15 protein-coding genes are annotated in these 26,942 nt (G+C 39.4%); 11 read left to right on the top strand and 4 right to left on the bottom strand.

Annotated features, from left to right (window positions below):
- The first annotated feature begins 91 nt into the window (after positions 1-91).
- Positions 92-1,429 carry an S-layer homology domain-containing protein gene (locus H7968_RS00690; protein ID WP_227394335.1) on the top strand — a complete coding sequence of 446 codons (1,338 nt, stop codon included), beginning with the start codon at positions 92-94 and terminating at the stop codon, positions 1,427-1,429.
- A gap of 142 nt (positions 1,430-1,571) precedes the next feature.
- On the top strand, positions 1,572-6,350 hold the full coding sequence (locus tag H7968_RS00685; protein WP_227394334.1) for a S8 family serine peptidase: 4,779 nt from the start codon (positions 1,572-1,574) through the stop codon (positions 6,348-6,350).
- A 118-nt stretch (positions 6,351-6,468) separates the two neighbouring features.
- On the opposite strand, the gene H7968_RS00680 is transcribed toward H7968_RS00685, so the two are convergent.
- Positions 6,469-7,833 (bottom strand): O-antigen ligase family protein, encoded by a 1,365-nt coding sequence (locus tag H7968_RS00680; RefSeq protein WP_227394333.1) that lies wholly within the window; start codon positions 7,831-7,833, stop codon positions 6,469-6,471.
- Positions 7,834-8,186: 353 nt separating this feature from the next.
- Between H7968_RS00680 and H7968_RS00675 the strand changes: the two genes are divergently transcribed.
- The 3 genes from H7968_RS00675 to H7968_RS00665 all read left to right on the top strand — a co-directional run bounded on the left by H7968_RS00675 (position 8,187) and on the right by H7968_RS00665 (position 13,768).
- A complete protein-coding gene (locus H7968_RS00675; RefSeq protein WP_227394332.1) occupies positions 8,187-10,157 on the top strand; it encodes an S-layer homology domain-containing protein in 1,971 nt (656 codons plus the stop codon).
- Between the two features lie 200 nt (positions 10,158-10,357).
- Positions 10,358-12,349, top strand: a complete 1,992-nt coding sequence (locus tag H7968_RS00670; RefSeq protein ID WP_227394331.1) for an acyltransferase family protein — start codon at positions 10,358-10,360, stop codon at positions 12,347-12,349.
- A gap of 147 nt (positions 12,350-12,496) precedes the next feature.
- Positions 12,497-13,768: an S-layer homology domain-containing protein gene (locus tag H7968_RS00665; protein WP_227394330.1), complete on the top strand. Its 1,272-nt coding sequence runs from the start codon at positions 12,497-12,499 to the stop codon at positions 13,766-13,768.
- 45 nt (positions 13,769-13,813) lie between these two features.
- Here the strand turns inward: H7968_RS00665 and H7968_RS00660 are convergent, their stop codons facing one another.
- From H7968_RS00660 to H7968_RS00650, 3 genes are all read right to left on the bottom strand, one after another.
- Positions 13,814-14,905 (bottom strand): acyltransferase family protein, encoded by a 1,092-nt coding sequence (locus H7968_RS00660; protein WP_227394329.1) that lies wholly within the window; start codon positions 14,903-14,905, stop codon positions 13,814-13,816.
- Between the two features lie 133 nt (positions 14,906-15,038).
- Entirely contained in the window at positions 15,039-16,058 is a 1,020-nt protein-coding gene (locus H7968_RS00655) for a C40 family peptidase (protein WP_227394328.1), read from the bottom strand.
- A 144-nt stretch (positions 16,059-16,202) separates the two neighbouring features.
- Positions 16,203-18,494, bottom strand: coding sequence for a S8 family peptidase (locus tag H7968_RS00650; protein WP_227394327.1), 2,292 nt, complete (start codon positions 18,492-18,494; stop codon positions 16,203-16,205).
- Positions 18,495-18,671: 177 nt separating this feature from the next.
- Here H7968_RS00650 and H7968_RS00645 point away from each other — a divergent pair, with 177 nt between their 5' ends.
- From H7968_RS00645 to pssE, 6 genes are all read left to right on the top strand, one after another.
- Positions 18,672-21,467, top strand: coding sequence for an S-layer homology domain-containing protein (locus tag H7968_RS00645; RefSeq protein ID WP_227394326.1), 2,796 nt, complete (start codon positions 18,672-18,674; stop codon positions 21,465-21,467).
- A 266-nt stretch (positions 21,468-21,733) separates the two neighbouring features.
- Positions 21,734-23,599 carry an N-acetylmuramoyl-L-alanine amidase gene (locus H7968_RS00640; protein WP_227394325.1) on the top strand — a complete coding sequence of 622 codons (1,866 nt, stop codon included), beginning with the start codon at positions 21,734-21,736 and terminating at the stop codon, positions 23,597-23,599.
- A gap of 119 nt (positions 23,600-23,718) precedes the next feature.
- Entirely contained in the window at positions 23,719-24,873 is a 1,155-nt protein-coding gene (locus tag H7968_RS00635) for a polysaccharide pyruvyl transferase family protein (protein WP_227394324.1), read from the top strand.
- A complete protein-coding gene (locus tag H7968_RS00630) occupies positions 24,866-25,972 on the top strand; it encodes a glycosyltransferase (protein ID WP_227394323.1) in 1,107 nt (368 codons plus the stop codon). The genes H7968_RS00635 and H7968_RS00630 overlap by 8 nt, the downstream gene beginning before the upstream one ends.
- Before the next feature lie 5 nt (positions 25,973-25,977).
- Entirely contained in the window at positions 25,978-26,460 is a 483-nt protein-coding gene (gene pssD / locus H7968_RS00625; RefSeq protein ID WP_227394322.1) for a PssD/Cps14F family polysaccharide biosynthesis glycosyltransferase, read from the top strand.
- On the top strand, positions 26,457-26,939 hold the full coding sequence (gene pssE / locus H7968_RS00620) for a PssE/Cps14G family polysaccharide biosynthesis glycosyltransferase (RefSeq protein WP_227394321.1): 483 nt from the start codon (positions 26,457-26,459) through the stop codon (positions 26,937-26,939). Before pssD ends, pssE begins: the two co-directional genes overlap by 4 nt.
- Positions 26,940-26,942: the final 3 nt, after the last annotated feature.

Here is a 26,942-nt window from a genome sequence, read left to right as displayed (position 1 = left end):
TGCTCACGCCAGTCTAACATGAATTTAAAATAGATGTTTAAATGTGATAGAATTGACAAGGAAAAGTAAAAAAAGTTAGAGAGGAGACACCATGAAAAAAACATTATTAAGCCTCGCCCTTTTAATTCTACTAATGCCCTTAATTTCAGGTGGGGAAACCAGAGCAGCTCAATTTTCTGATGTTACTTCATATCAATCAGAAATTTACCGCTTAGTTGAGAGAGGAGTCATTAATGGTTATCCGGATGGAACATTTAAACCTAGAGATAAGGTTAAAAGAATTAATGCTGTCCAGATGATCTTAAGAGACTTAGGTTTTACAGAAGAGATCATTAAAAACACCCCATCTCCTGATCCGGGTTTTACTGATATGAAGCCGGGGTCTTACGGTTACAATGAAGTGAAAATCGCGGCAGACATGGGAATTATTCAAGGTAAAACCGCAGCTGACGGAACCCGCTTTTTTGATCCATCAGGACTTTTAACACGCAGTCAGATGGCTAAGGTCATTGTGCAGTCATATGGTTTACTTGAAGACTTCGCCATCACTTACAGCGATACGCTCAACTTACCAGAGGAGACGCAGGAATATATCAGTAAAATTGCTTCAGCAAATATAACGACAGGTTATGAAGATGGTACATATCGCCCGTATGAGTATACTTCCAGGCAGCATTTTGCTGTTTTTCTTACACGTACATATGATTATATTTATGACTTTGATAATAATGAAGCAAGAATTCATTTTCTGGGTGATGGACTCGGAATCGGTAATGGTGATGCAGCCGTTATTGATATTCAGAGAGGGGAGACTGTATTGATTAATGCCGGTCTTCCTGAAAATGATCTAATACGTGATTTAAAGAAAATAGGAATCGAATACATTAATACTTATATCTCAACAGACCTCTCAGATGATCGCCTTGAAGGCTTTACTGAAGGTCTTGTAAATGAATTTTGGATAAGAAACGTAGTGGACGCAGGAACAGGTTCGTTACCTCAAGAGTATGAAAACATTCTACAAGAGAACAACCTTAATAGAATTCAAGCTGAACAGGGATTATCTATATTAAATGATGATGATATCGAGCTTACCGTGTCCTCTGTTAACGAAGGTGCTTTGACTTTAACCTTTAACCATGAGGATGTAACAGTATTATTTGCGGCTACAGCAGATGAAGCCATGCTGAATTCATTAAATTCGGAAGCGGATATTCTACAACTTCCAGGAAATCCTGATTTAATCAGTGCTGAGTTTTTAGACCGCATTAATCCAAATCAGGCAGTTGTCATGTCCAACACACCTGATTCCATTTACCAGCTGTTGGATCAAAAGGGGATCAGTATTTATGCACCACAGTATCAGTATATTACGACCGTTGTATCCAACGGGACAGACTATTTCTTTTATGATGATCCTTTAAATTAATTTCAAAACCGGGACTACTCTTTATAGGAGTGGTTCCGGTTTTTTTATATTATAAAAGAACTACTTGCCATATAATGTAATGTTCGTGTAATATTAGTAATGTCTGATAATTAAGACATATTACATAATAGGGGTTGATGAGTTGGTTAAAAAAGTACTAATCAGCTGCATCGTAATGCTACTTGCTTTTGGCAGTGCCGCTTATGGAGCGGTTCCTTTAGCAAAGCCGTATGCAGAACAAAGTGAAAAGGCCGATTCTCTTTCCGGAAAAGAGAACAGCAAGGTCCGTGTCATCGTTGAAATGGCGGCGGATTCGGCAATGGAAAAAGCAAAGAAGGACGGGCGTGATTATCGCAGTCTATCTTCAAAGCAGCAGGAAACATATGATGAAAATGCATTAAAAGCACAGGCGGAAGTGAAGACACAGATGAAGAAAGCTTTGTCTTCAGCTGAATATAAAAATGAATTTACAACCATTTTTAATGGATTCAGTGCAGTCATTAATGCGAAGGATGTACAGAATATCGCGGAATTAAAAGGGGTTAAACAAGTACATATTGCAAACGAATATGAGCGCCCTGAAATCTCTCCGGATATGAATTACTCAGGTGAACTTATTCAAAAAGATTTGGCCTGGGAGGATTATGGTTATAAAGGAGAAGGTCTTGTAATTGGGATCATTGATTCCGGAATGGACCTTGCTCATAAAGATATGGTGATCAGTGAAGGAACTGAAACTGCTTTAACGGCAGAAGAAGTTGAGGCTCTGTCCGAAGAGCACGGGCTTAAAGGTGCTTATCTAACTGAGAAAATGCCGTATGGTTATAACTATTTTGATAAAAACGATAACGTGATTGATGTTGGAGAAGGTGCGTCTCATGGTATGCACGTTGCCGGAACCGTTGCGGCAAATGGGGATTTAGAGAATGGTGGAATTAAAGGGGTAGCACCGGAAGCGCAATTACTGGCTTTGAAGGTTTTCGGTAGTGACCCGCAAATTTCTACAACGTACAGTGATATCTTCATCAAAGCGATTGATGATGCCATTAAGCTTGGAGCAGATGGACTAAACTTGAGTCTTGGTGCAACAGCTGGGTTCACGAATCCTGCTGACCCGGAGCAGCAGGCAGTTAAAAGAGCGGTAGATAACGGGATTGCTGTAGCGATTTCAGCTGGTAACTCAGCTCATTTCGGAGATCCATTTTATCCTTTTGCTTCAAATCCAGATTACGGTTTAACTGGTTCTCCATCTACTACAATGGAAGCACTGACTGTTGCAGCATTGGATAATTTGTATGTAGATTCTGCAGCTCTGACACCTTATTTTGACGGTGAAGCTCAGAGTTCAGCACCATATTCGGTTGCTAACGACCAGGATCCATTTGATTTTGTTCAGGATACTTATGAATTGGTTGATGCAGGATTAGGGTATGAAGAAGATTTTAATGGAATTGATGTAGCAGGAAAATACGCTTTAATTCAGCGTGGAGAAATTGATTTCGTTTCTAAAATGCTGAATGCCCAATATGCAGGGGCAGCGGGGGCGATTATTTATAACAATACGGATGGATTTGTCAGCATGGCGACTGATCCTGAAATTACAATCCCTCAATTATTTATGGTGAAATCAGAAGGGGATAAGCTTGCCAATGCGCTTGAAAATGGCGTTGCAGTCGAAATCGCGTTCACTGGCGAAATGGTCACACAGCCAAATCCGACTGGTGGAAGTATGAGTAGCTTCACTTCGTGGGGACTTACACCTTCACTTGATTTCAAACCTGAGATTACAGCACCAGGTGGAAGTATTTATTCTACAGATAACGATAATGGCTATGCTGTCATGGGCGGAACATCTATGGCTGCTCCACACGTAGCGGGTGGATCTGCGCTTGTGATGCAGCGCATTGAAGATGAAAACCTGGCCTCAAAAGAAGATAGAGTCCAGCTTGTTAAGAGCATTTTGATGTCTACTTCTTATCCGGTTCTTGATCCGAATGGATTAAAGGTTTCACCACGCCGTCAGGGAGCAGGATTAATGCAGCTTCATGCAGCACTTTCCACACCTTCCATTGTGAAAGCAGAGGATGGAACGTCAGCAGTTGCACTGAAAGAAATTGAAAATAATGTTGCTACATTCGATATAACGGTTCAAAACCTTTCAGAAGATCAAGTTTCATATGATGTAGCACTTAATGCACAAACAGATGCGGTCTCTGATATTTTTGTTGCACCGAATTTGATTTTTGGTCAGGAAATTACAGGTGCAGTACTGACTGTAGATGGAGAAGAAACGAATACAGTTACAGTTGATGCAAACAGCGAGGAAGTTGTTTCTCTTGAGGTTGATTTATCTGAGGCAACTGTTTTTGTTGACGATGCAGAAGTTTCAGCAGCAGAAGCATTTACAAACGGATATTTTGCTGAAGGATTTGTAACGTTTACAGACCCTGAGGATGTAAATCCAATGCTTAGCATTCCTTATGTTGGTTTTAACGGAGACTGGACTCAGGCACCAATTTTTGATCTGCCTGTATGGGATGAAATGAAATATTACGATTATACTACTGTCAGAGCAGTTGAGAGAGAATGGGATTATGCTTATCCAATCGGTCAGGACTGGTTCAGTGAAGATGGAACGACTGACCCGGAAAAGATTGCTTTTTCTCCGAACGGAGATATGATGCAGGATGAAGTATTACCTGTTGTATCTCTTTTAAGAAACGTTAAAGAACTTAAAGTTAATGTCCTTGACGAAAACGAAAATTTCCTTCGAACGATTCGTACTGAAGGAGAGCTGAGAAAGAATTACATTGATGGTGAAAACGAAGAAGGCGCTACTTACATGCCTGGATGGGCGTGGGATGGAAAAGTAAACGGGAAAACAGTGAAAGATGGCCAGTATTACTTCGAGGTAAGGGCCAAAATTGACTTCCCGGGTGCTGAATGGCAAACGATTCTTCTTCCAATTAAGGTAGACAATGAGAAGCCTGAAGTTGAAGCGACTTTCGACTTCGACTCTCAGACACTGACATTTAATACAGAAGATAACCTTGGCGTTCAGTATGTAGATGTTTTAGTTGACGGTATGAGTGTGATTGACTTTTATCTGACTCCTGAAGATGATGTTTATGAATTCACAAAACGTGTGAAGGAAGGACAGACGGTTCAGGTGATGGTTGGAGACTATGCGGGTAACGTAGTAACTGAAACGGTTCTTGAAGGGGAAGATTCAGAAGGACCACAGATTTTCCTGGATTCACCTGAATTCTTCGGTACCTACCAGTGGAGAGATATTTTTGTGTCCGGCTTTGTGACAGACGGCAATGAAGTATCTGACATTAAGGTAAACGGTGAAGATGTTGAAAAGTTTGAGTTTGATGCAAACAATAAGTATTTCTTCCACCGCATTATCTTTGAAAAAGATGGTGTGCACGATATCCGTGTATCTGCGACAGACAAAAAAGGAAATGAGATCAGTATCATTAGAACAGTTATCGTTGATTCTGAGGCACCTGAGTTAACATTAACCAGTGATAAGCCGGATTCGATTGTTGAAGAAGCAGCAGAAAATCCAGTTGTTTCATTATCATTAAAAGATAATTTTGATGATGTAAAAGTACGAATGAATGGTAACGAGATTTATTCATCTGAACCAACAGCTGAACTAAAGATGAATCCTTTGAAGGATGTAATCGAAAATATTGAGCTTCCACTCGAAGATGGTGTTAACCGCTTTGTCTTTACAGCAGAAGATGCTGCTGGGAATGTTGGAACGCTTAGAGATCTGATTATTTATAAAGAAGGTCCTGATGCTCCGGCAAAAGATTTAACGGACATTGATTCTTCTAATGTAGATCAATTCATTAAAGATGCTAATAACGGATTTATTGAAGTTCCGGCAGCTCCTGAAACTAACGGGCTTACCCGTCACAGCATTATGCTTACAGAAGATGCGTTATCAGCTTTATCAAAGTCTAAAAATGGTATCAAGTTGATAGGTGAAGAGGTTGTTTATTCAGTAGAAGCAAAGGATCTGGAGAAATATAAGAATGAGGAAACATTATTTTTATACGCAGTGAATTATGATTCACAAGAAGAGATTCAACATAAGGATTCATTGGTGCCAATCTATGGGTTATTTGCTGAAACAGCAGACGGTGAAATGGATCTCGGTCTTCCATTTAAAGCATCTTTTGATTTGAAAGGTAAAAAGGTTTCAGACTGGAGAAAAGTCTCAGCACAGTTATATGACTACGACAACTCCGTTTGGAAGTATGCCGGTGGGGTTAAAAAAGATCAGTGGTTTACTGCTGAATTTAACGGAACTGGTCGAGTTACCATTACTGAAAGAGATGTCACTTTCGGTGATATTCAAAACAGCTGGGCAAAAGATCAGATTGAAGTATTAGCATCCATTGGCGTTACGACTGGTAAAACACCGGATACATTTATGCCAAATGGTCAACTGACAAGAACAGAGTTTGCTGTATTGTTGACTCGCGCATTACAATTGCCAACAGAGGATTACAGAGGGGAGTTCTCTGATATTCCGGCATCGCACTGGGCAGCAGCAGAAATTGAAGCAGCTCAAAAAGCGGGTATTGTTAATGGTTCATTAGATGGCACGTTTAAACCTGGTAACAAGATTACACGTGAACAAATGGCGGCGATGATCATGCGTGCTGTTAAATATGTTAATCCATATTTAGTCCCACCTACCGATTTTGCCCAAAACTACACTGACCACAAGTCAATTGATGGATACGCTGAGGAAGCTGTTTATCAAGCTGAGCAGTTAGGCATTATGACAGGTAAGAAAGATGGACGTTTTGCACCAAAGGATTATTCAACACGTGCACAGATGGCCGTTGTGCTGCAGCGTATGATAGAGACACTCAATAAGTATTCATATAATCAGTAAAAGTAGCAAAAAAGGATGTTCAGTTATCTGAGCATCCTTTTTTGCAATGGACATGTCCGCATCGAGAAAATAAAAATGGAACCGGCATTTTAAACGCGGTTCCATTTTTTATACTCTATTATACAAATTCATTTTCTTTAACGTAATGATAAAAATAAGCTGTGATAATCGCAAGGAAAATACTTACTCCAGGCGCTGTGAAAACGTGACCTGCAAAGTGTGCGATTCCAAGTCCGAGTACAATGCTTGATATAAACATGGCGTGATGAGGTAAGAATATTGACTTCACATTTTTTAATAACCTTCTGATTGCGCTAATGGCGAAATACAGGAATGGAAGGAAATAAAGAAGGGTACCAATAATTCCAGTTGAATAGAAAACATCACTGTAATCCATTTCAATCATTTTTGGTGCTTCTTCAAAATTACCTGCATAACCCATTCCGGCAATTTTTTGAGCCAGAGGAGCTTCAGAATAATACTCTCTTTGTTGAACCAGGAACAGGTCTCTGTTGCTGAGTATTAAGTTATTCAACCTGCTTGTGTCAGTTTCCGGTTCTTCCTCAACTGCCTCATCTTCTGGCGGTTCCTCATTCTGCTGCTTCTCTTCTTCCATAATCAAATACACATGAGTGTAAGTATTCTGATAAACTGGAGAAATGGGTGTCGTTGCACCTACAATTGCGAGGAGAATAAGAGTGATAATGGCACTGACCTTTAAATTACCTCTATGCTCTTTCTTAGAGACAAGTGCGATGAGAAGACTCACAAGTCCTACAAGCAGCGTTCCAGCAACCGCTCCAAAACCAACCTTCGTCCCAATCATGATGAGGGAGAAGCTGACGAGTACTACTGGCAGCCAGTAATATACCTGTTTAAAAGACTCTGTTTTCGTAATAGCGATATACAATACAATTGGTAAAATCATCGACAATGATGCACCAAGTTCATTTCCTGCAAAAAACCATCCGCTAAATCCAATCTTATGCCATCCATAACTGTTAAGAGCAGTGCCAGTGGAAATTGATATTAGCATAATAAGACCATAGATTAGAGCAGCGACCATAATATTTTGGAAGAGTAATTTCGAAAGCTGCAGGTTTTTTGAGAAATATCGGAATATGAAAACGAAGTTCAGTAAAATTACGTTGAAATAGGATAACTTTACAAGGTACTTGATTTCTTCTCCGGCTATAAAGACAGGTTTATACATATAGCTGATACCAATGTTGAGGATAAGGAAAATCCCCCATGCGATCAGATAAATGACGGAGAACTTAGCTATGCGGCTTGTCTTCCAATTAATCAGAAGAAAAAGTGCACTGATCCCCATGAAAAGAACACGAACTAATACGCCGATCGTTGCACTCATTTCAAGCTGGACAATCATAAATGTAGTCAATACATCAATCAAAGGCTGAAGTGCAATAAAATAGAAAAATACCAATATCAATTTTTCGTTCGTCTGTAGTGATTTAAACATATTTTCATTCCTGTCCTATTTAAGTCTTTTTATTTAAGTATGGAAAATCCATTTTTATTAAATAACTTTATTAACACCATTTAATAATAGCGGATATTGTCAGATGATATCAACTTATATTGTAAAATACAATGCATTGTAACTACTTGTTAAAAACATTTACATAAATGTAGTTTAAGAGAAAAAAGACATCCTGTTAATGGTTATATAATTAACTTGTAATGAATAAAGAACTTTTTTTACAAAAACATATAAGATTTTATATCTATTTATGATAGGATATAAGATAGTTGATAAGGAAGAATTTTACGTATTGTGCATCCAGAATAACAGATGGGGAGTGTAGAAATCTGATGGTTAAAATATATGCCGGTATGAAGTTGCTAGTTGTCATGTGTCTCATGTTCAGTCTTATAGGAATTAATTCGGCTGCCGCCGAGGATGATATTTCAGGGCATGGCCTGGAGAAAGAAATGAGAGCCATTATTGATCTTGGAATTATGAAGGGTTATGGGGATGGAGTTTTCAATCCACAGGCAAATGTAACACGATCTCAGTTCGCTACACTTTTAACAAGGGCTTTAAATCTTGAACCGGATGTAACCATTACATTTAGTGATATGCCTGATGATCAGGGGCTTGCTGAAGGGATTCAGGGAGCAGCTGCGGCTGGTATAGTCACCGGATACGATAATGATTCATTTAAACCTTACGATAAAATCTCACGCGTTCATATGTCAGTTATGCTTAAAAGAGCACTGGATTATTTGCAGATTGAATCCAAAAGGGCAACCCTTCGTTATGTAGATAACAGCCAGATTGCCAGACAATATGAAGAGCATGTTTCAGTCGTTACATTTTACGAAATTATGGGTGGCAGGACGATAGATAACAAAACTTATTTTGCTCCTAAAGAATTTTCAACACGTGCACAGGCTGCTGCTGTATTGTACAGGCTTTTAAATTTAATAACAGATGTTGAAGACCCGACACCTGTGGATCCTGTCGAGCCGGACGTTGGTTTTGGAATTGCCAGCTATCAAAACGGTGAATTGTTTATAGAAAAAGAATATAGTTCTTATGAAACTGCACTTCAGGCATGGCAAAATTCCTCAGGTAAGTTACTGACTTATGGTGACTCCATTATCAAAATGAATACAGGGATTGCGCTGACAGTACCGACAAAAGCAGGTTCATTAACAAATGTCTACAATGAGTCTATGAGCTCTGCGTGGACTTATGTAGTAAATGATACAGAACTCCGTTATCTGGACTCAGATGATACAAAGGTGAAAGTTCAAGTTGGAAATAAGGTTGGATATGTTAAACATGAAAATGTAAAACTGTTTCCTTTCTCGGCACTGAAAGACCGCTCCAGCTATTCTGTCAATTCTTCAGGAGAGCTTGTCCACAAAGTCTATCAGAATAGCCGCGACGCTGCAGCAAGTTACGTAGTTGGACCAGCTCCATCCGAATTGCAACAAGGTCAGGTTTATTTCAGTTGGGATGGATCAACCTTCTTCAATGCAGCCGGATCTCAGGTGGCAGAAGGATTTCAGTATTTTCAGCATTTACCTGCAAGAAGCGAAACGAGTTATACTGCTGATGAAATAAATCAATATATTCTAAACGAACTGGTTGCACTTGAACAAAGAAATCCGAATAGCACTCTTTATAAGGATGCATCAAAACGAAGTAAGCTGATTGGAATCGGGTCACATCTCAAGAAAGTCGAAGCTGAGAAGGGCGTAAATGCCCTGATGATCCTTGCGCTTGCTCAACATGAATCTGCATACGGATTAAGCGATCGGGCTCAAACCTATAATAACCTTTTCGGGTTAAGAGTATATGATGATAATCCGGCTAATGACTACTTTAAAACAGTGGCCGAAAATGTAGACGAACTGTTGAACGAGTTCTGGAATAAAAACTATATTCCACCAACGGGTATTCATGCAAACGGTGCTGCTTTCGGTCATAAAGGCTATGGCTTTAATGTAAAATACGCATCGGACCCTTATTGGGGTTCAAAGGCTGCCGGCCACATGTATCGTATTGATAAGGCATTAGGCGGCCGTGATCTTCAAAATGCTGTTCAAATTGGCATAACGACAACGGATGGTTTGAACGTAAGGAAAGCGCCGGATTTGACTGAAACATCAAAACTGTTTACTTATCCTAAAACGAATATGCCAGTCATTCTTAAAGGAGAAGTTTCAGGAGCATCTGATATTCCATGGATAAAAATTACTTCTGATTTAGGAATAAAACAGGAAGCTTATGTATCAGGCCATTATATACGGACACTGCCAATTGTTAAATAATATTGTGTTGATCCCCGTAGAATTCATCATTCTCCGGGGATCTTTATTTTTTTCCCTGTTTTCAATTCATTGTCACAATAATGGATTGAACTTGTGTGATATCATTGCAATAAATGGACCTGAAATGAAAAGATCTAGTGAGTGTTTTTCATGTTGTTAAACATATCAAGATGACTATTGTTGAAATGGAGAGGAAAAGATTGACGGACTTAAGAATACCGGAAAAGAAATTCCGCCCGGAAATTGAAGGAGTAAGAGCGGTAGCCGCACTCCTTGTGGCGGTTTATCATATATGGCTTGGATCGGTTTCAGGAGGAGTAGACGTATTTTTTATCGTTTCCGGCTATTTAATCACCACTACCCTGCTTGTCAGATTAGAAAAAACAAAAACGATTAATTACACTGAATACATATTGGGTCTTGGAAAAAGGCTCTTCCCTATTGCTTACACTGTCATTTTTGTCACAGCTATTGCAGCCATTTTTATTTTACCGAGAACGACATGGGGACAGACGATTCCTCAGGTATTTTCATCATTGTTTTATTACCAGAACTGGCAGTTGGCGAACACAGCTGTTGATTATCTTGCTGATAATAGTACTGCGAGCCCGTTCCAGCATTTCTGGGCCCTATCCATTCAGGGGCAGTTTTATGTTACCTGGCCGCTGATCATCTTTTTGACTTATATAATTGCGACAAGGTTATTTAAAACGGCATTACGGAAAACGCTTTTAGGTGTGTTGATTCTGATCTTTACCAGTTCGCTGATTTATTCTGTTTATATTACTGAAGTCAACCAGCCCTGGGCATATTTTGATACTTTTGCACGCGCATGGGAATTTAGTCTCGGGGGGATACTCGCACTTCTGTTACCTTACTTAAAGTTCAACAAAGTGATCACTTTTGTGATTGGCTGGGTCGGCTTATCTATTATTTGTCTGACAGGAATACTCCTTCCTGTTTCAGATGTTTTCCCGGGATATGCAGCTTTACTTCCGACTTTTGGTGTGATCCTGGTTATTATTTCTGCTGAAAATGCCAGTGTTTTAGGTGTTCACAAGTTACTTGGATCGAAGCCATTTGTTTATTTCGGCAGTATTTCTTACGGTTTTTATTTATGGCATTGGCCATTATTAGTGTTTTATTTTGCCTTTTTCCAGACAGAGACTGTATCGGTATTTGCGGGGATGATGATCCTTGTGGTTACATTTATTCTCTCAGTGATTTCTATAAAGGGTATTGAATCACCTGTGAGAAATTTAAATAACAAGTTACAGAAAAAGAAATTATCCGGTGCTTTACTGGCATTTATGATGCCGGTCATCCTGGTTGGCGTTTCCTGGAGCCTTTATTTATCAGAGATTCAGGCAAGTCAGGACAACGCGAGTGTAGAAGACTACCCGGGTGCCAGAGCAATTTCGGAAAGCCTTGAGCCAGCTCCGGATCTTATACCTATTCCTGATGCAGTAAATGCTAAAACGGACTTCCCGACTTTTTACGCAGAGAAAGATTGTTATACAGAACGTACAGAAGATGGGGTTGCTAAGTGTTCTTATGGAGAAACAGAAAATCCGGATTATACGATTGCGCTGGTTGGAGGATCTCATTCGGGGCACTGGTTCCCGGCACTTGAAATCATTGCGCAAAATCAGAATATCGAAATTGAACTGTATAATAAAGACGCCTGTCGGTTCTCAAAAGATGATTTTGACGGAACACTAACGGAGTCATGTATGGATTGGAATAACGAAGTCATTGAGCCTCTTAAACAGGATCCGCCTGATCTGATCTTTACTACAGCAAACGTAAATCGCAATGAGTATGTTCCAGAAGGATATCTCGAAATGTGGAGAGAATTTGAGGGGATTTCAAATGTCTTTGCAATAAGGGATAACCCAAGAATGCCGATGGATCCTCCCGTTTGTGTTGAAGAAACACCGGGTGAATGTTCAATTCCAAGAGAAGAAGGTCTGTCAGAGGAAGCCCCATGGGAAACAACTGAAAATATTCCTTCAAACGTTTATTTCGCTGATCTTTCAGAATACTTCTGCACAGATGAGGAATGTCCATCAGTAATTGGAAATGTTTTGATCTATCGTGATAACCATCATATAACTGCTACTTATGCAAAAACGATGGCTCCGGCACTTGAAGAGAAGATCATGGAAGCTTTGAGTGAGATAATACAATAGAACCAATCAATAATAAAGATTGAAAGGAAGATTACCTGAGGATAGGTAATCTTCCTTTTTGTTTTTATCAGGGAATAAAAAGGTTTTTTCCATTCTTTTGAGCGAACAATGTATAATAGAAGAAAATGAGAGAGAGGGAGTGGAAAGGTGGTCCGACGTTTTTTATCAGTTTTTCTGATCACATTGCTCTTATGTGTGTCTTGGAATATTCCTGCATCCGCTGATACTCATGACAAAGTACGTTATCTGGCGTTAGGGGACTCTTACGCAGCAGGTATTACACCTGAATTAACAGAAGATTTAAGCTATGCAGATTATATTGCATTGGATTTTATGAAAAGAGGGAAACTAAGTTCTTTTTCAAAAGAATATGCAATATCAGGATTCAATTCCGCTGATATTCTTGAACAATTGAGATCAGATGAAAATCTCAGGAAGGATTTGGCTGAGGCCAGTCTGTTAACTTTGTCCGCAGGAGGCAATGATTTTCTCTCTTTATTACAATATGATTTAGAAACGGGAGAGCTATGGTACGACAGTTCACGAATTGCGACGGTCTTTCTTACTCTGAAACCGCGATTGAATGAAATTTATAAAGAGATTTATGAGATTAATCCAGACATTGATATTTATGCGCTTGGATATGGATTCCCACTCCCTCAGCTTACAGACGATCAAAAGAGGCAGTTAAACGAGACATTTAATTTTCTAAACAGAATGGTAAGAGAAGCGGCTATTCAAAACGGTGCTACATTTTTAGATATCGATACTGAGATGGGGCGTAATGCGACACAGTTCTTTCCGAACCCGCTGGATATTCATCCGAATAAGAACGGGTACCGTGTAATGGCAAATCAGTTTATCACAGTGTATCATCCTGTTCCTGTGTATAAAGATGTACCAGTATCGCATTGGGCTAAGGTTCATATCGATCCACTTACGCAGAGAGGTTTTATGTCAGGATACACTGACGGGTCATTCAAACCTCAATCAAGCTTAACAAAAGCAGAGGCTGCTGAAGCCGTATACAGGGCGTTATACTTAGATGAATCCGATACTAATATTCCTGATCCGGGATTCAGTGATGTGCCGCTCACTCATCCGAATTATAAAGCAATCGCTACTTTGACTCACAAAGGGGTTTTTATTAAAGCGGATAAATTTAATCCGGAATCATCCCTGACGAGAGCAAGAATGGCTAAAGTGTTTACGTTATCTTTCGACATTCAACCCGGGACTCCAGTTAAGTTTAAGGATTTGACAGGTGGTAATGCATGGGCAGAAGAGTATGTAAGTGCACTGTCCGGTAATGGATATGTAAAGGGGTATCCGGATGGAACGTATAAACCAAATTCACCTATGACGAAAGCTCAGACAGCAAAAATATTAGATTTACTAATTAACGACAGGGGGTATTAACTTACAAAAAAACGGCTGAAGTCCCTAAAGGACTCCGGCCGTTTTTTAATTTGCTTTTCTAGTCTGTAGCACAGGAGTACTGTCCGGCTTTTTAGCAGGACGGTCAACTTGTCCAATTAATAAACTGGAGCCCGGGATTTTTTTAATCATCCAGGCTAAAACAATACTTCCAAACGTTCCAATTATAAAAGCTGTTATCCCAAACACAAGTGCAGGTAATTCAATTGGTAGATAACGGCTGAAAAGAATAAGCACCATCATGTGCAGAAGGTAAATGGAGAATGAATACTTACTGATTAACTTAATAAATTTCGGTACACCCTTTATATAAGTGGTTAAATAAAGCCCGGTCAAAAAGACGAGAACGGTATAAAACAATACGTCCACACGTCTGGACGATACAACAATATAGTGACCTTCAACTACATTATAAAAAATAAACAGCATTGCCATAACAGCCATTAGCAAAATACCGCTTCCAGCCCTCCTGATAAATGCCATCCACTCTCCTGAATATCGGCCTGCATAATATGCTATCACGAAGAAAACAATCCATGCTGGAAACATCACTCTTGCATACGATTGCCAGATCGCATCAAAGATTGCTCCACCCGGTGATTCAGTCATTCTGAAATAATGTAAAAATGCAATATTGATAGCTAATGAAATAGCTGTAACGAAATACGGATTGTATTTCAAAATATACTTATTAAAGATAAAATGCAAAACATAAAATTGGAAAATAATAATAATAAAGTATCCATGCCATCCAGCAAAAAAGATGAAGCTTCTCATGGCATTTAAAAAGCTTTCAATTGTCATTGTATTTAATAAAGTATTAAAAACTGCGTATGCAGTCGCCATTGTGAAATAAGGAACTAAAATGTAAAGAATTCTTTTCTTCCAAAAGCCCTGAGGTGCTTTACTTTGATAGGAGTAGCTCAACAAATACTCGGAAATCATAACAAACATAGGGGTTGCAAAAATAAAAGCCATCTGAGATAGTTTAGCGATCTCAACAGAGGGTATGGGTAAATCATAGTTAGCTAATACCTGGGTGACGGCATGTATCCAAACTACACTTAAGCAAGCAAAGGCTCGTATCCAGTCAATCCCGGTAATTCTTTCTTTTTTCAACTTGAATACCTCCAACTAATGAACTGAATCTAAACTATAATAGCACAGTTTTGAACATAACCCTATTAAAAACAAAAAAAGTTTCACCCCCGTCTTTTTTGGCGAAGGTGAAACTTTTGATCAATCAGATCGTCTATTTAATAGAACGTGTAAGGAATGCAGCGAACTGGCTTCTATTTAGTAAGTCTCTAGGTGCAAAAGATCCGTCTTCCTTACCGGTTGTAATACCTGAAGCTGCAAGTGATTGAATTGCATCATAAGCATAGTAATCCGGTGTAACATCTGTGAAAGGTGTTTCGGAAGCAGCGGCTTTTAAGTTAAAAGCACGAGTGAAGATCAGTGCCAAGTGTTCTCTGCTCAAGTTATCAGTTGGACGGAAATTACCATTCTGATCTCCGGTAATAATTCCTGCATTGTTTACAGCGTTAATTGCGCCTTGTGCCCAATAACCGCTTGGTACATCACCAAATGGAGCTTTTGAGTTTACGCGAGGCAAATCAAGTGCTTCTGCGAGGTAAGATGCAACCTCTGCACGTGTTAATCTATCAGATGGGCGGAAATATTCCGTTCCGTTTTTACCGTACATAATTCCTTCATTTTTCAGATAAGCAATTTCATTGTAAGCCCAGAAGCTTTTAGTGATATCAGCATAGATTCCGGTAGGTTTAGGAGCTGGTGTGGAAGTTCCAGCTGAGAAGTTAGCCACTCTCTTTGCTCCGACATATCTGGATCCCCAGTAGTAAGGGTCATTGATTGAGTCGATATTAATACCTTTATAGCTATGTGCGTGAATAAATTGAGAATTTCCTATGTAAATCCCAACATGTGAAACGCCGCTGCCAAAAGTGTTGAAAAATACTAAATCGCCTGCTTGTAGATTTTCTTTTGAAACACTAGTTCCAACGCCATACTGTGAACTTGTTGTTCGTGGTAGGCTGACACCTGCATCTTTCATAATGAATTGAACAAATCCGGAACAGTCAAATCCAGAAGGAGATGCACCGCCATATACATATGGTGTTCCCAGATATCTCTTTGCATTATTTACGACATCGGTCGCTGATGCTGCAGATGCTCGGTTATCATCAAGGGCCATGGGAATAAGTAACGTTAGGGTCAAAATTAAAACTAGCGTTCTTCGAATAAACTTCAAGTTCCTGTACCTCCAAAAGTAGTGTTTCAAAGTCTCTTAAAAAATCAACTAGGGAAATCATAGCATAATGTCAGAACATTTCGTTTTACATTTATGTAACAAAACATTTCAGTGATGTCATATACGAAAAGAAAGAGACAGCCATTACTGTGCTGTCTCTTTCTTTTTTTGTGTTAAATATTGATTAGACCTTGATATCATTGCGGAAAATTGAGCTCTTGTAATTTCATCATATGGTCGGAATTGATCCTGATTTGTAATAATTCCAGCTTTAGTAAGAGAAGAAACAGCCTGATAAAATTCATCAGAGGATGAAACGTCTGAAAATTTTAGGTCTTTGGAATCAGTAGTGTCTTCGATTTGTAACGCGCGATATAAAATCAGAGCCATCTGAGATCTCAATAAAGGGTTCTCCGGTTTAAATTCTCCTGATGAATATCCGTTTATTACCTTTTCTTTGTTAGCAGATAATATTGAATGTCGGCTGATAAAATCAAAATCATTAATATCTGCAAACATGGAATCCATGCTTTCGAGAGAATCCCATTGGAAAAGACGGTTAAGAATCATCGTAGCGTGTCTTCTGCTGATTGATTGATTTGGTTTAAAGCTTTGATCAGAATATCCATTTACAATTCCAAGTTTATTTGACTCGCTGATTTCTTTAAAAGCCCAATGTGTTGTTGGGACGTCTGTAAACGAATCTGAGAGAGCATTCTGCTGTGTAAGGTTTAAATATGATTGATGCAGAATCCTGTTACCGTCAAGAACCACGCTAAATAACTTTACTGTAGGTTTGGTGAAGCTGTTTATTGCGATAGATTGGTAATTTGATTTAATTTTAGTTTTGCTTATCTCTGTTCCGTTAGCATACACTAAAAGGTCTTTTTGAAGTAATGACCGGTCTGTTAAATGGTGAAGTTCCTTTAATGTTAACGGCTGACCATCACGGTAATTTACCCATTCAAACTTTTCTTCAGGTTGAACCGCCCAATCCTTTGGGCTGTATTGAACCAGACCGTGCCCCGTCTGTAAATCGAAACCCTTCGTCATAATATCCCTGGTTGAATTAAACAGTCTCTCGCGTGTGTGAATCAACAGGTCTTCCGGATATTGATGTTTTAATATTGCAGCAGCCCCGGTGACGTATGGTGTAGCCATAGAAGTACCGTTAAGTGCTTTGTAAAGAGGTGATGTATATGTGCTCATCACTTCAAAACCCGGTCCAGAAATATCTACTTCCCAACCGAAATTGGAGGTATTTACTTTTTGAAACGCCTGATTAATCCCGCTTACTGTAATGACAGACGGATATGAGGCAGGGTAAACATCAGTCGTAAGTGAATTGTAATTCCCTGCAGCTGCAATAACAGGGATATTTTTTTTTGCAGCTGACAAAATGGCATCTCTAAGCAGTAATGTTTCTCCTTTTCCAGCAATACTAATATTAATTGCGCTTACTTTTAATTCAATCGCATCATATAAAGCTTCGCTTATCTGAAAATCAGAGCCTGCACCACGGGAATTCAATACTTTCATAGGTAGTATATCAATTGGAGTATTGCCCAGTGCGCCTGATATGCCCATTCCATTATCATGACAAGCAGACAGGATGCCGGTCACGTGGGTTCCGTGGCCGTATGTATCTATGGCCCAATCCATTTCTTCTTTTGTATAGTCTTTGCTTAGACTGTACAGAACGTTAGAGCAAAAATCCTCGTGCATGGTGACCCCTGAGTCGAGTACAGCTACAATGGGGTTGTCAACTCCTGAAAGTTCTTCAATTGTAAAAACAGAAGGGATATTTTGCGAGTTAAGTAATGTCAATTCAATATAGGATGTATCCAAATCATGTGGAAGTAATAGATCCAGCTTTTTGAATGTCCCTTCATTTAAGGATATTAAATCTCCATTATCATCCCTGGCTTCAAATCCCCACTTTTGTGCAGCGGAGAGCTCGATGGATAACCTCGAGAGTGATAATTCCGACATATCAATTTTAATTTTTGAAGCCTTAAATGATGAGCTGTTTTTTAATTCCTGATTGCCGTTTATAACGATTAAGTTGTCTTTAAGTAGGTTTCCCGGTTTTTCAGGAAACAGACCGTGAACGTTTTGCTGGTTAATAGCACCAAGTCCCCATTGGTTTTGTATTAACGGGTCAGGAATCTCATCCTTTACAGCTTGCTTTTCATAGTTTACTTCTATTTTTTCTATAAGACGATGGTGTGGTTTTTCCCCTGAAACGAGCAGTGAATTATTAACACTTCCAATTATTTCATGAGTGTGAATGATAAACTCCTTTGTTTCTTCCAAGTCAGAAGCATTTTTGAAATGAAGAATCCATTGATCAGAGGCAAGAGTATTAGAGGGAAAAAAGATAAACAAAAAAAGGACAAAAGGAGTAAGAAAATGTAACTTTAGAGACGATTTCAAAAGGTGTTCCCCCAATCTAATTCTTTACTATAGTATAAGGCATTTACCCTAATTGTATGACGAATATGCAAAAGTATTTCAAATCAATTTCATTAAAATGACGAATATCATAATACTGTTACTTTTATCTCATTGTATTTTCGATCAGTAATCTACTAAAATGGAAAAGGTTAGAGGGTGAAATGGTTATTTACAACCAGAATCAACTTATATGGAGGTACTATGAATAAAACAAGATCGTTCAAACGTTTTTGTATGATAGCCACGGTTTTGATAGGAGTTTCAATGGTCAATGGCGGGGGAGAGGCTTCTGCGGCAACATACGAGGTAACCCCAGGTGTAAAGCATACTCAAAATACTTTTTCCTATAATGCCAGAGGTCAAATATCTAATATTTTGGATATTGATACAACATCGCCATATATAAGCGTAGATATTGGCATTCCAAATCCATTAACTTCACTGGATACGGTTAGAACACAGGCTTCAAGGCTAACTCAAAATAATCACCATATGGTAGGAGCGGTTAACGCGTCTTTTTTTCACTTTAATACGGCGCTTCCAGCTTATTTAGTTGCTAAAGACAATAGGGTTTCTACCTTTGGAGTGATCTCAACAGGGATGCACGAATATATGAGTATCCCATCTGCATTTGGTGTGGATTCTTCAGGGAAGCCTTTGATCAGTACTTTTTCTTATGATTCCTCGATCGAATTTAATGGAAAAAAACTAAATGTATCCTCTGTCAATAAAACAAGACAAACGAATGAAACGATCATTTATACTCCTGCCTGGAGATTTGATGGGACGAGACAAAATACATATGGTGTTGAGGTCGTTGTTCGCGGATTGTCCAAACAGCTTGAGAACGGTTCTATGCTGGGAGAGACTATATCAGGTAAGGTGGACAGTGTACGACTGCCGGGTGCGGGAAATGCTCCGCTGCCGTCTGATGGATACGTGATTTCTGTTCATGGAACGGATGTTTCTCAATATACATCACTTAAAAAAGGTGACACAATTAATCTAACAATGAATGTTGAGGATAAATGGAAAAATTCAGAATACATCCTTGGCAGTGGTCCGCTTTTAGTTCAAAATGGAAAAGTTAATATGACGATTGATCCTGCGAGTTCACGTGCCACTCAAAGAGCAGCCAGAACAGCTGTTATTTTAGATTCGACCAGAACAAAAGTAAAGCTTGTGACTGTTGATGCTACTACTGCAAGTGCTGGTATGACTTTAAATGAGTTTGCTCAATATTTAGTGAGTATTGGGGCATATCAGGCTCTTAATCTTGATGGTGGGGGATCTACTACAATGGTAGCTCGACCTTATGGCTATGCATATCCACAAATGATTAATGCTACTTCTAACGGGGAAATGCGTTCTGTTTCAGCTATTCTTGGTGCTGTAAGCAAAGCTCCTTATATGGAACCGGCATATTTATCTGCGAACTCTGAAGCTGGCGGAAAGATACCTGTTGGTTCAAGGTCACTAATGACGGTCAATTATATTTCTGATATTAATCGTCATAACCTGACTTTTAAACAGGAAGATATCGACTATTCGGTCGAAGGTAATATCGGCAGCATGGATGGGCGTTATTTCATTGCTACTGCACCTGGGAAAGGAGCTATAGTGGCAAAGAAAGGAAACGCAATCCATAGAATACCAATGGAAGTAACAGATACATTAAAAGCAATCAGTCTATCAAACAGTACAAAATATCTATCGCCTGAAAACACTGTTCAGCTCTCCGTTCAAGGGACAGATGCGAATGGACGGGCTATATCTGTTGACTCATCTTCAATTTCATGGAAAGTGAGTGGTAATGGCTCCATTTCTGCTAATGGAATTTATAAAGCTGGAAGTACCCCGGGTAAAGCAACTGTTACAGCAACTGTAAGGGGTCTATCAAGTTCTGCAACGATTGATGTTATTTCTGGAACGATTAAACTTGATTCTCTTGAATCGGCAGGCATGTGGAGTGTGAGTACAGCGAGGGCTGATGCATCTATTTCATTCCCGGGAAGCAGTCGGTCAGTTCCATCAAGAGAAGGTGCTTCTTCTCTAAGATTAAACTATGATTTCTCAGCAGGTGAAACAGGTACAACTGCCGCATATGTGAATGCAACAAACCCTGTCACGATAGCTGGAACTCCTGACTACATTGGACTCTGGGTATACGGAGATGGCAACGGGCACTGGTTGAGAGGGAAGATCACTGATGCTTCAGGAGAAAGTTTGACGATTAATTTTACAGAAGAAGGAATGCTTAATTGGAACGGCTGGAAGTATGTAAAAGCATCCGTTCCTGGGACAGCGATCGGTCCTATAAAAGTAAATCAGATTTATGTTGCGGAACCGAAAGCTGAAAAACAAGGAACAGGAACAATTTACCTGGATGATCTAAAAGCTGAGTTTGGAAAAGATCATGCAGAACCAATATTCAAAGACGTAGCTAATAACTATTGGGGAAGAGAAGAAATCGGGTTTTTGACTGAAAGAGAACTAATTACAGGTTATCTTGATGGAACTTTTAAACCGGAGGCTACTCTTACAAGAGCACACGCTGCAGTTTTGTTGTCCAGGGTGATGGATCTCTCTACAGATAATGTAAAGGACCCCGGCTTTCAGGATGTGAGTGAAAGTCATACGTATTATAAAGAGATTGCTGCAGTCGCGAACCTTGGCATTATTACAGGAAGAGACAATGGAACACGTTATGATCCTCAGGATCCGTTAACAAGAGCCCAGATGGCTGCAATCCTTACAAGAGCATATAATTTAACAGGCATGTACAGCGAGCCGATTGCAGATGCACCAGCTTCATTTTGGGCTCATAAGGAAATTAATGCATTAGCCGCATCAGGAATTACGAATCTTTACGATGGGAATTACTATAAACCAAATAATCATGTAAAAAGAAGTCAATTTAGTGCCTTCTTATACAGAATCATAAACAGATAATACAGAAGCAGTCCGGAATGGCGGGCTGCTTTTGTCATATGAAATAGTTATTTATTGAATTTTTAAATGCAGAACTTTAAAAAATAGTTAGGAAAATAGAACCTTTTTTAAGTAAAAGAATATATAACTTTCCCTGTCATGCCGATATTTAAACTATGAAAGTGACGAATTTGTCAGAAAGATGAGAAATGTAACATAGAATTGACGCTGGTATTTTGGTAGAATTACAATGTTACAATATTAACCACCTGAAAGGAGAAAAACGTGTGAAAAAATTAGGTAGGCTTATGATTATTCCTGTACTCTTCCTTGTTTTTAGTTCTTTGATACCAGGGAACATCACTCAAGCCTCGACCATCTTTGATGACATTCAATCAGACTTCTGGGCAAAAGATGAAATTCATTATTTACATAGTTTAGGAATAATCTCAGGCTATGAAGAAAATGGGTCAACTCTCTATAAATGGAATAATAGTGTAACGAGGGCTCAGGCAGCCAAAATGATCGTAATGGCAAAAGGTCAGACAGAGCTGAAAGTAACCTCTCCTACATTTGATGATGTGCAGCCGAACCATTGGGCATCAGGCTGGGTTGAGCGTGCTGCAAGATTAGGAGTTTTCACCGGGAACGATTCTGGGAATTTCAATCCGAACGGTTACTTAACAAGAGCTCAAATGAGTAAAATTCTTTCTGTTGCTTTTGATCTTGATGATGTAGCTGCAGCTCAGGAGCCGGTAGTTTTTACTGATGCTTCTTCAGGACATTGGGCCTTCAGTTTTATCAATGCACTCTATTACAATGGAATTTCAAGTGCTAATAATGGATTATACAGGCCAAATCAGGATGTAGACAGAGCTCAATTTGCTGCATTTATGAGCAGAAGTTTGAGTGAAGACTTTAAATTAGCTGTGCAGGAACCATCTCCGGCCCCTACCCAAGATACTTATATTGCCAGGTTGGAAGTAAAAGAGGATAGTCTGAACGTAAGATCTGGCGCAGGAACATCTTATTCGGTTCTTGGGAAGTTGAATACGGGACACCGGTTATTTGTATACGGCGTTTCAGGTGATTGGGCAAAGGTCGACTATAATGGTAAAATGGCATACGTTCATAAAGCATATGTAACATTTCTTGATTATGCAGGACATCCATTAGGTGCTCCGACGGCAAATGGAACTGTAAATACGAATGGCTTAAATGTACGTTCGCAGCCTTCTTCAACTTCTCAAATTACAGGGAAACTTAACAATGGTAACAAAGTTGTGATTTATGGTACACAAGGCGATTGGCTTAAAATCGAACATAACAGTCTTCCGCAGTTTGTTCATAAAGCATATGTAACGATTGATGTACCAACTCCAACGCCAACGAGCGCACTTACAGGTAAAGTGACAGCTGATTCTTTAAATGTACGCTCAGGTGCAGGGACTGCTCATCCTATCGTAACAACAGTAAAGCTTAATGATCGCGTAACTGTGGAGTCTATCAACGGTTTCTGGGCAAAGATCAAAGCAAATGGTACGACAGGTTACGTTAACAAGACTTATTTAAAACTTCTTAATAACTCCGGTTCAATTCTGAAGGATCGAATCATTGTCATCGATCCAGGACATGGTGCAACAGACCCTGGTGCGACTGTTAATGGATATACAGAAAAAGCAATTAACATGGAAGTAGGGCGCCGGGTAGAGGCTAAACTTAAGGCAGCAGGTGCTAATGTGAAAATGACAAGAACAGGTGATACGTTCCCTTCTCTACAGGATCGCGTTGACTTTGCTTACCGTAATTACGGTGAGATTTTTGTAAGTATCCATGCTAACGCAATTGGGAATTCAACCGTTTCGGGTGCTGAAACATTCTATGATGTTCAATATAACGATAATGCGGTTGAGAGTTCTTATTTAGCAAGAGAGGTTCAAAGGGAAATTGTGACAAGAGCAGGTATGAGAGATCGTGGTATTAAATCTGAAGCTTTTTATGTGCTGAGAAATCAGAACATCCCTGCGATCCTGGTGGAATTAGGTTTTATGACAAACCCAAGTGATTTAGCCAAACTTACGAGCTCCGCGTATATGGAGATATATGCAACAGCTATTTATGACGGAATTGTAGATTATTACAATCTGAAATAAACTTGCTGATCTGAACCAGTTTGCCCTGATGCAAACTGGTTCTTTTTTATGTTTTTATCCTCCACGTTTAATTGATATAATGGGGATATTGCAGATTTGACAGGAAACCAGGTGATGATATGAAAATTGGAATAGTCGGTAACTACGGACACGATAACAATGGCGATGAAGCCATTCTGGCGGGAATACTTGAAAGTCTTGAAGAACATGCCGGCATAAATAGAAGAGATGTTGTTGTATTTAGCAATCATCCACATAAGACAATTGAAGAGCACCAGGTTCAATCGGTACCGCTTATTGCGCGCAAAAAATCGAAGATCGCGGCCATTACAGCCACTATTCGATCCCATATTCACACAATACGGAAACTGGACCTCCTCATCATTGGTGGGGGAGGTCTCTTAATGGACCTTTATAAACGGGATGCGCCTGTCTATAGTGTACCGGCATTTTTAGCAAAGCGCTTTGGATGTAAAACAGTCATTTGGGGAGTGGGAGCGGGTCCGATTACAACACCGCTCGGTACGATGCTGATCAAACAAATGGCGACTTCAGCAGACATCATCTCTGTCAGGGATCAGGAATCCAAAGAACTTCTTGAAAGAATAGGTGTGACAAATCCGATACAACTCGCAACAGATCCTGCCTTTGGATTGACATGGAATCGCGCGAGAGTCAAAACGGATCAACTTCGAAAAATCGGTGTGACTGCTGTACCTTATTACAGTAAACAATATTGGCCGGTTCACAATGAAGAAAAATACCAGGCATACATAACGGGTTTTGCCCGGAACCTTGACCGGATTATTGAAGAACAGCAGGCAGAGATCACGTTTTTTGCGACCAAGTATCCACAGGATGTAGAGGTTGTAAACGATATTCAGAAAAAAATGCTTCACGGGAATGCTACATCATTAGTTGAAAAAAACATGAAACCTCAAGATATTATGGCTTTCTCAGCTAAACAGGACCTGATTATTGGTACGAGGCTTCATTCATTGATCCTGGCAGTGCGTACCGGCACACCTGTAATAGGTGTGGGCTATCATAGAAAAGTCGGAGCGTTTACTTCATCTATTAATCAGGAGTCATTTTATTGTGAAATTGATCAGCTTGATGAGCTTAATCTCGTACACATGGTAAATGAGATGAATCTTAATTGGGACAGACACCAGGGTGATATCCTGACTGTTTCCGAAGAACTTCATCAAAAAGCAACAGAGTTCCCTAAACAATTAAAGAAAAAATTGATCGGAGGTGTGGAACTTGACTAAGAAAATTGTCGTCATTACGAATATGTACCCAAGTCAGGAGCACCCCACTTTCGGGATCTTTGTTAAAAATCAGGTAGAAGCTCTAAAAGCAGAAGGCTACGATGTTAAAGTCCTGGCGATAACAGATCCAAGGTCAGGTAAATTCAATGCGCTAAGAAAGTATGGCATATGGGCTTTACATAACCTGCTTTATTTACTGACTAACGGAAAAAAAACGGATATTGTTCATGCTCATTATTTATTTCCGAGCGGCGTATTTGCAATGCTCTATAAAAAGCTCTTTAAAACGAGAATGATTGTGACGTCACACGGCGGAGACCTGGATAAAATGGCCAGAATCTCTCCAGTCATTCATTCAATGACGAAAAAAATTCTCCATGAGAGTGACCGTGCAATTGCTGTTGGACATCAATTACATGAGACGATGCTTCAGGAGTTTAAAGTACCTGAAGAAAAAACTCTTTTATTAAACATGGGTGTTGATCGTTCTGTCTTCAAGCCTTCTGATAAAAATGAATCCAAAGGCAAATTAGGATGGTCTGAAAACAGCAGAAACCTTCTTTTTGTCGGAAACATGATCGAACAAAAAGGTCTGCTTGACCTAATTGCTGCTGCGGATCAATTAAAGCAAAGTGGAGATTTTGAGCAGACTTCGATTCATTTAATCGGTGCTAATAAAAGTCCGGCATTTTTATCAAGACTTCAAAGTGAGATTAGTAAACGAAATCTTGATGATGTGGTAAGATATGTAGGAACAAAAAATCAACAAGAGATTGCAGTCTGGATGTCAGCCTCAGACGCATTCATCCTTCCCTCACATATCGAAGGGTTCGGACTGGTAGCACTTGAAGCCATGTCCTGTGGTACTCCCGTCATTGCCAGCCGGACAGGCGGCTTACCTTATTTACTGGATCAGGAATCAGGTCACCTGATAGAGCCTAAAAATCCGGCGTCATTGGCAGAGGGAGTCAGAACACTTCTCAACGATACGGAATACAGGGAAAGGCTCAGGGAAAACGGCTTCAGGAAAGCTGAACTAAATGATCAGAAAAGAGTCATTAAGGAGCTTAAGAGGTCTTATTTTCCTAATGGAGGATAATAGGAATGACAGAAAGAAAAAAGAAGGTACTCTTCATTTCATCAGTGGGTGGTCATCTGACGCAATTACTTCAGCTTAAACCACTGTTTGAAAAATATGATTATCATATCATTACAGAAAGATCTGTGATCACTGAAGAGCTACGTACAAAGTATAATAATAATATGTCCTTTCTCGTCTATGGTGCGAGAAACTACCCAATAAAGTATCTATTTAAATTTTCATATAATGTCATCCGTTCATTTATTTACTTCTTACAATTAAAGCCGGACGTTGTGATCACGACCGGTGCACATACGGCCGTTCCGATGTGTTACATTGCAAAGCTTTTTGGTAAAAAAGTTGTATTTATTGAGAGCTTTGCCAAAACGACAACACCAACGCTTTCAGGGAGAATGGTGTACCCCATTGCGGATTTATTTATTGTACAATGGGAGGCAATGAAAAAACATTATCCGAAAGCGGTGCATGGGGGTTCAATCTATTGATACTTGTTGTACTGGGCACCCATGAGCTGCCCTTCAAAAGGCTGCTGGAGCAAGTCGAAAAACAAATAGATGCAGGAATTATTGATGAAGAAGTGATTGTTCAAAATGGACATACTGCTTTTAAAAGTAAAAAAATGACTTTTATTCCTTTTATGTCATATCAGCAAATGGAAGAATTATATGATCAAGCTTCATTAATTATCACACATGGAGGGACTGGATCTATCACACAGGGGATTAAAATTGGTAAAAAAATGATAGCGGTACCTCGGTTAAAAAAATATGGAGAGCACAATGATGATCATCAAATAGAAATTGTTGAGCAATTCTCAAACTCCAACCATTTGCTAAAATGGACAGATGAAGATGATCTTGGCCTTACAATTAAAGAAGCACGGGTCTTTCAGCCTGAACCGTTTACGAGCGGCAGGGTGAAGATTCTTTCTATATTAGAGACGTTTATTGATCAAAATGAGTAAACT

It is taken from the genome of Jeotgalibacillus aurantiacus (assembly GCF_020595125.1).
GTDB lineage: Bacteria > Bacillota > Bacilli > Bacillales > Jeotgalibacillaceae > Jeotgalibacillus > Jeotgalibacillus aurantiacus.
Note: the sequence above shows the minus strand (reverse complement) of the source record. Positions and strands in the feature narration are given on the sequence as shown.

Excerpts from the sequence above, each read along its gene's own strand:
- H7968_RS00690 (WP_227394335.1), top strand. The coding sequence starts at position 92 with ATGAAAAAAACATTATTAAGCCTCGCCCTTTTAATTCTACTAATGCCC.
- H7968_RS00680 (WP_227394333.1), bottom strand. The coding sequence starts at position 7,833 with ATGTTTAAATCACTACAGACGAACGAAAAATTGATATTGGTATTTTTC.
- H7968_RS00675 (WP_227394332.1), top strand. The coding sequence starts at position 8,187 with ATGGTTAAAATATATGCCGGTATGAAGTTGCTAGTTGTCATGTGTCTC.
- H7968_RS00635 (WP_227394324.1), top strand. The coding sequence starts at position 23,719 with ATGAAAATTGGAATAGTCGGTAACTACGGACACGATAACAATGGCGAT.
- pssD (WP_227394322.1), top strand. The coding sequence starts at position 25,978 with ATGACAGAAAGAAAAAAGAAGGTACTCTTCATTTCATCAGTGGGTGGT.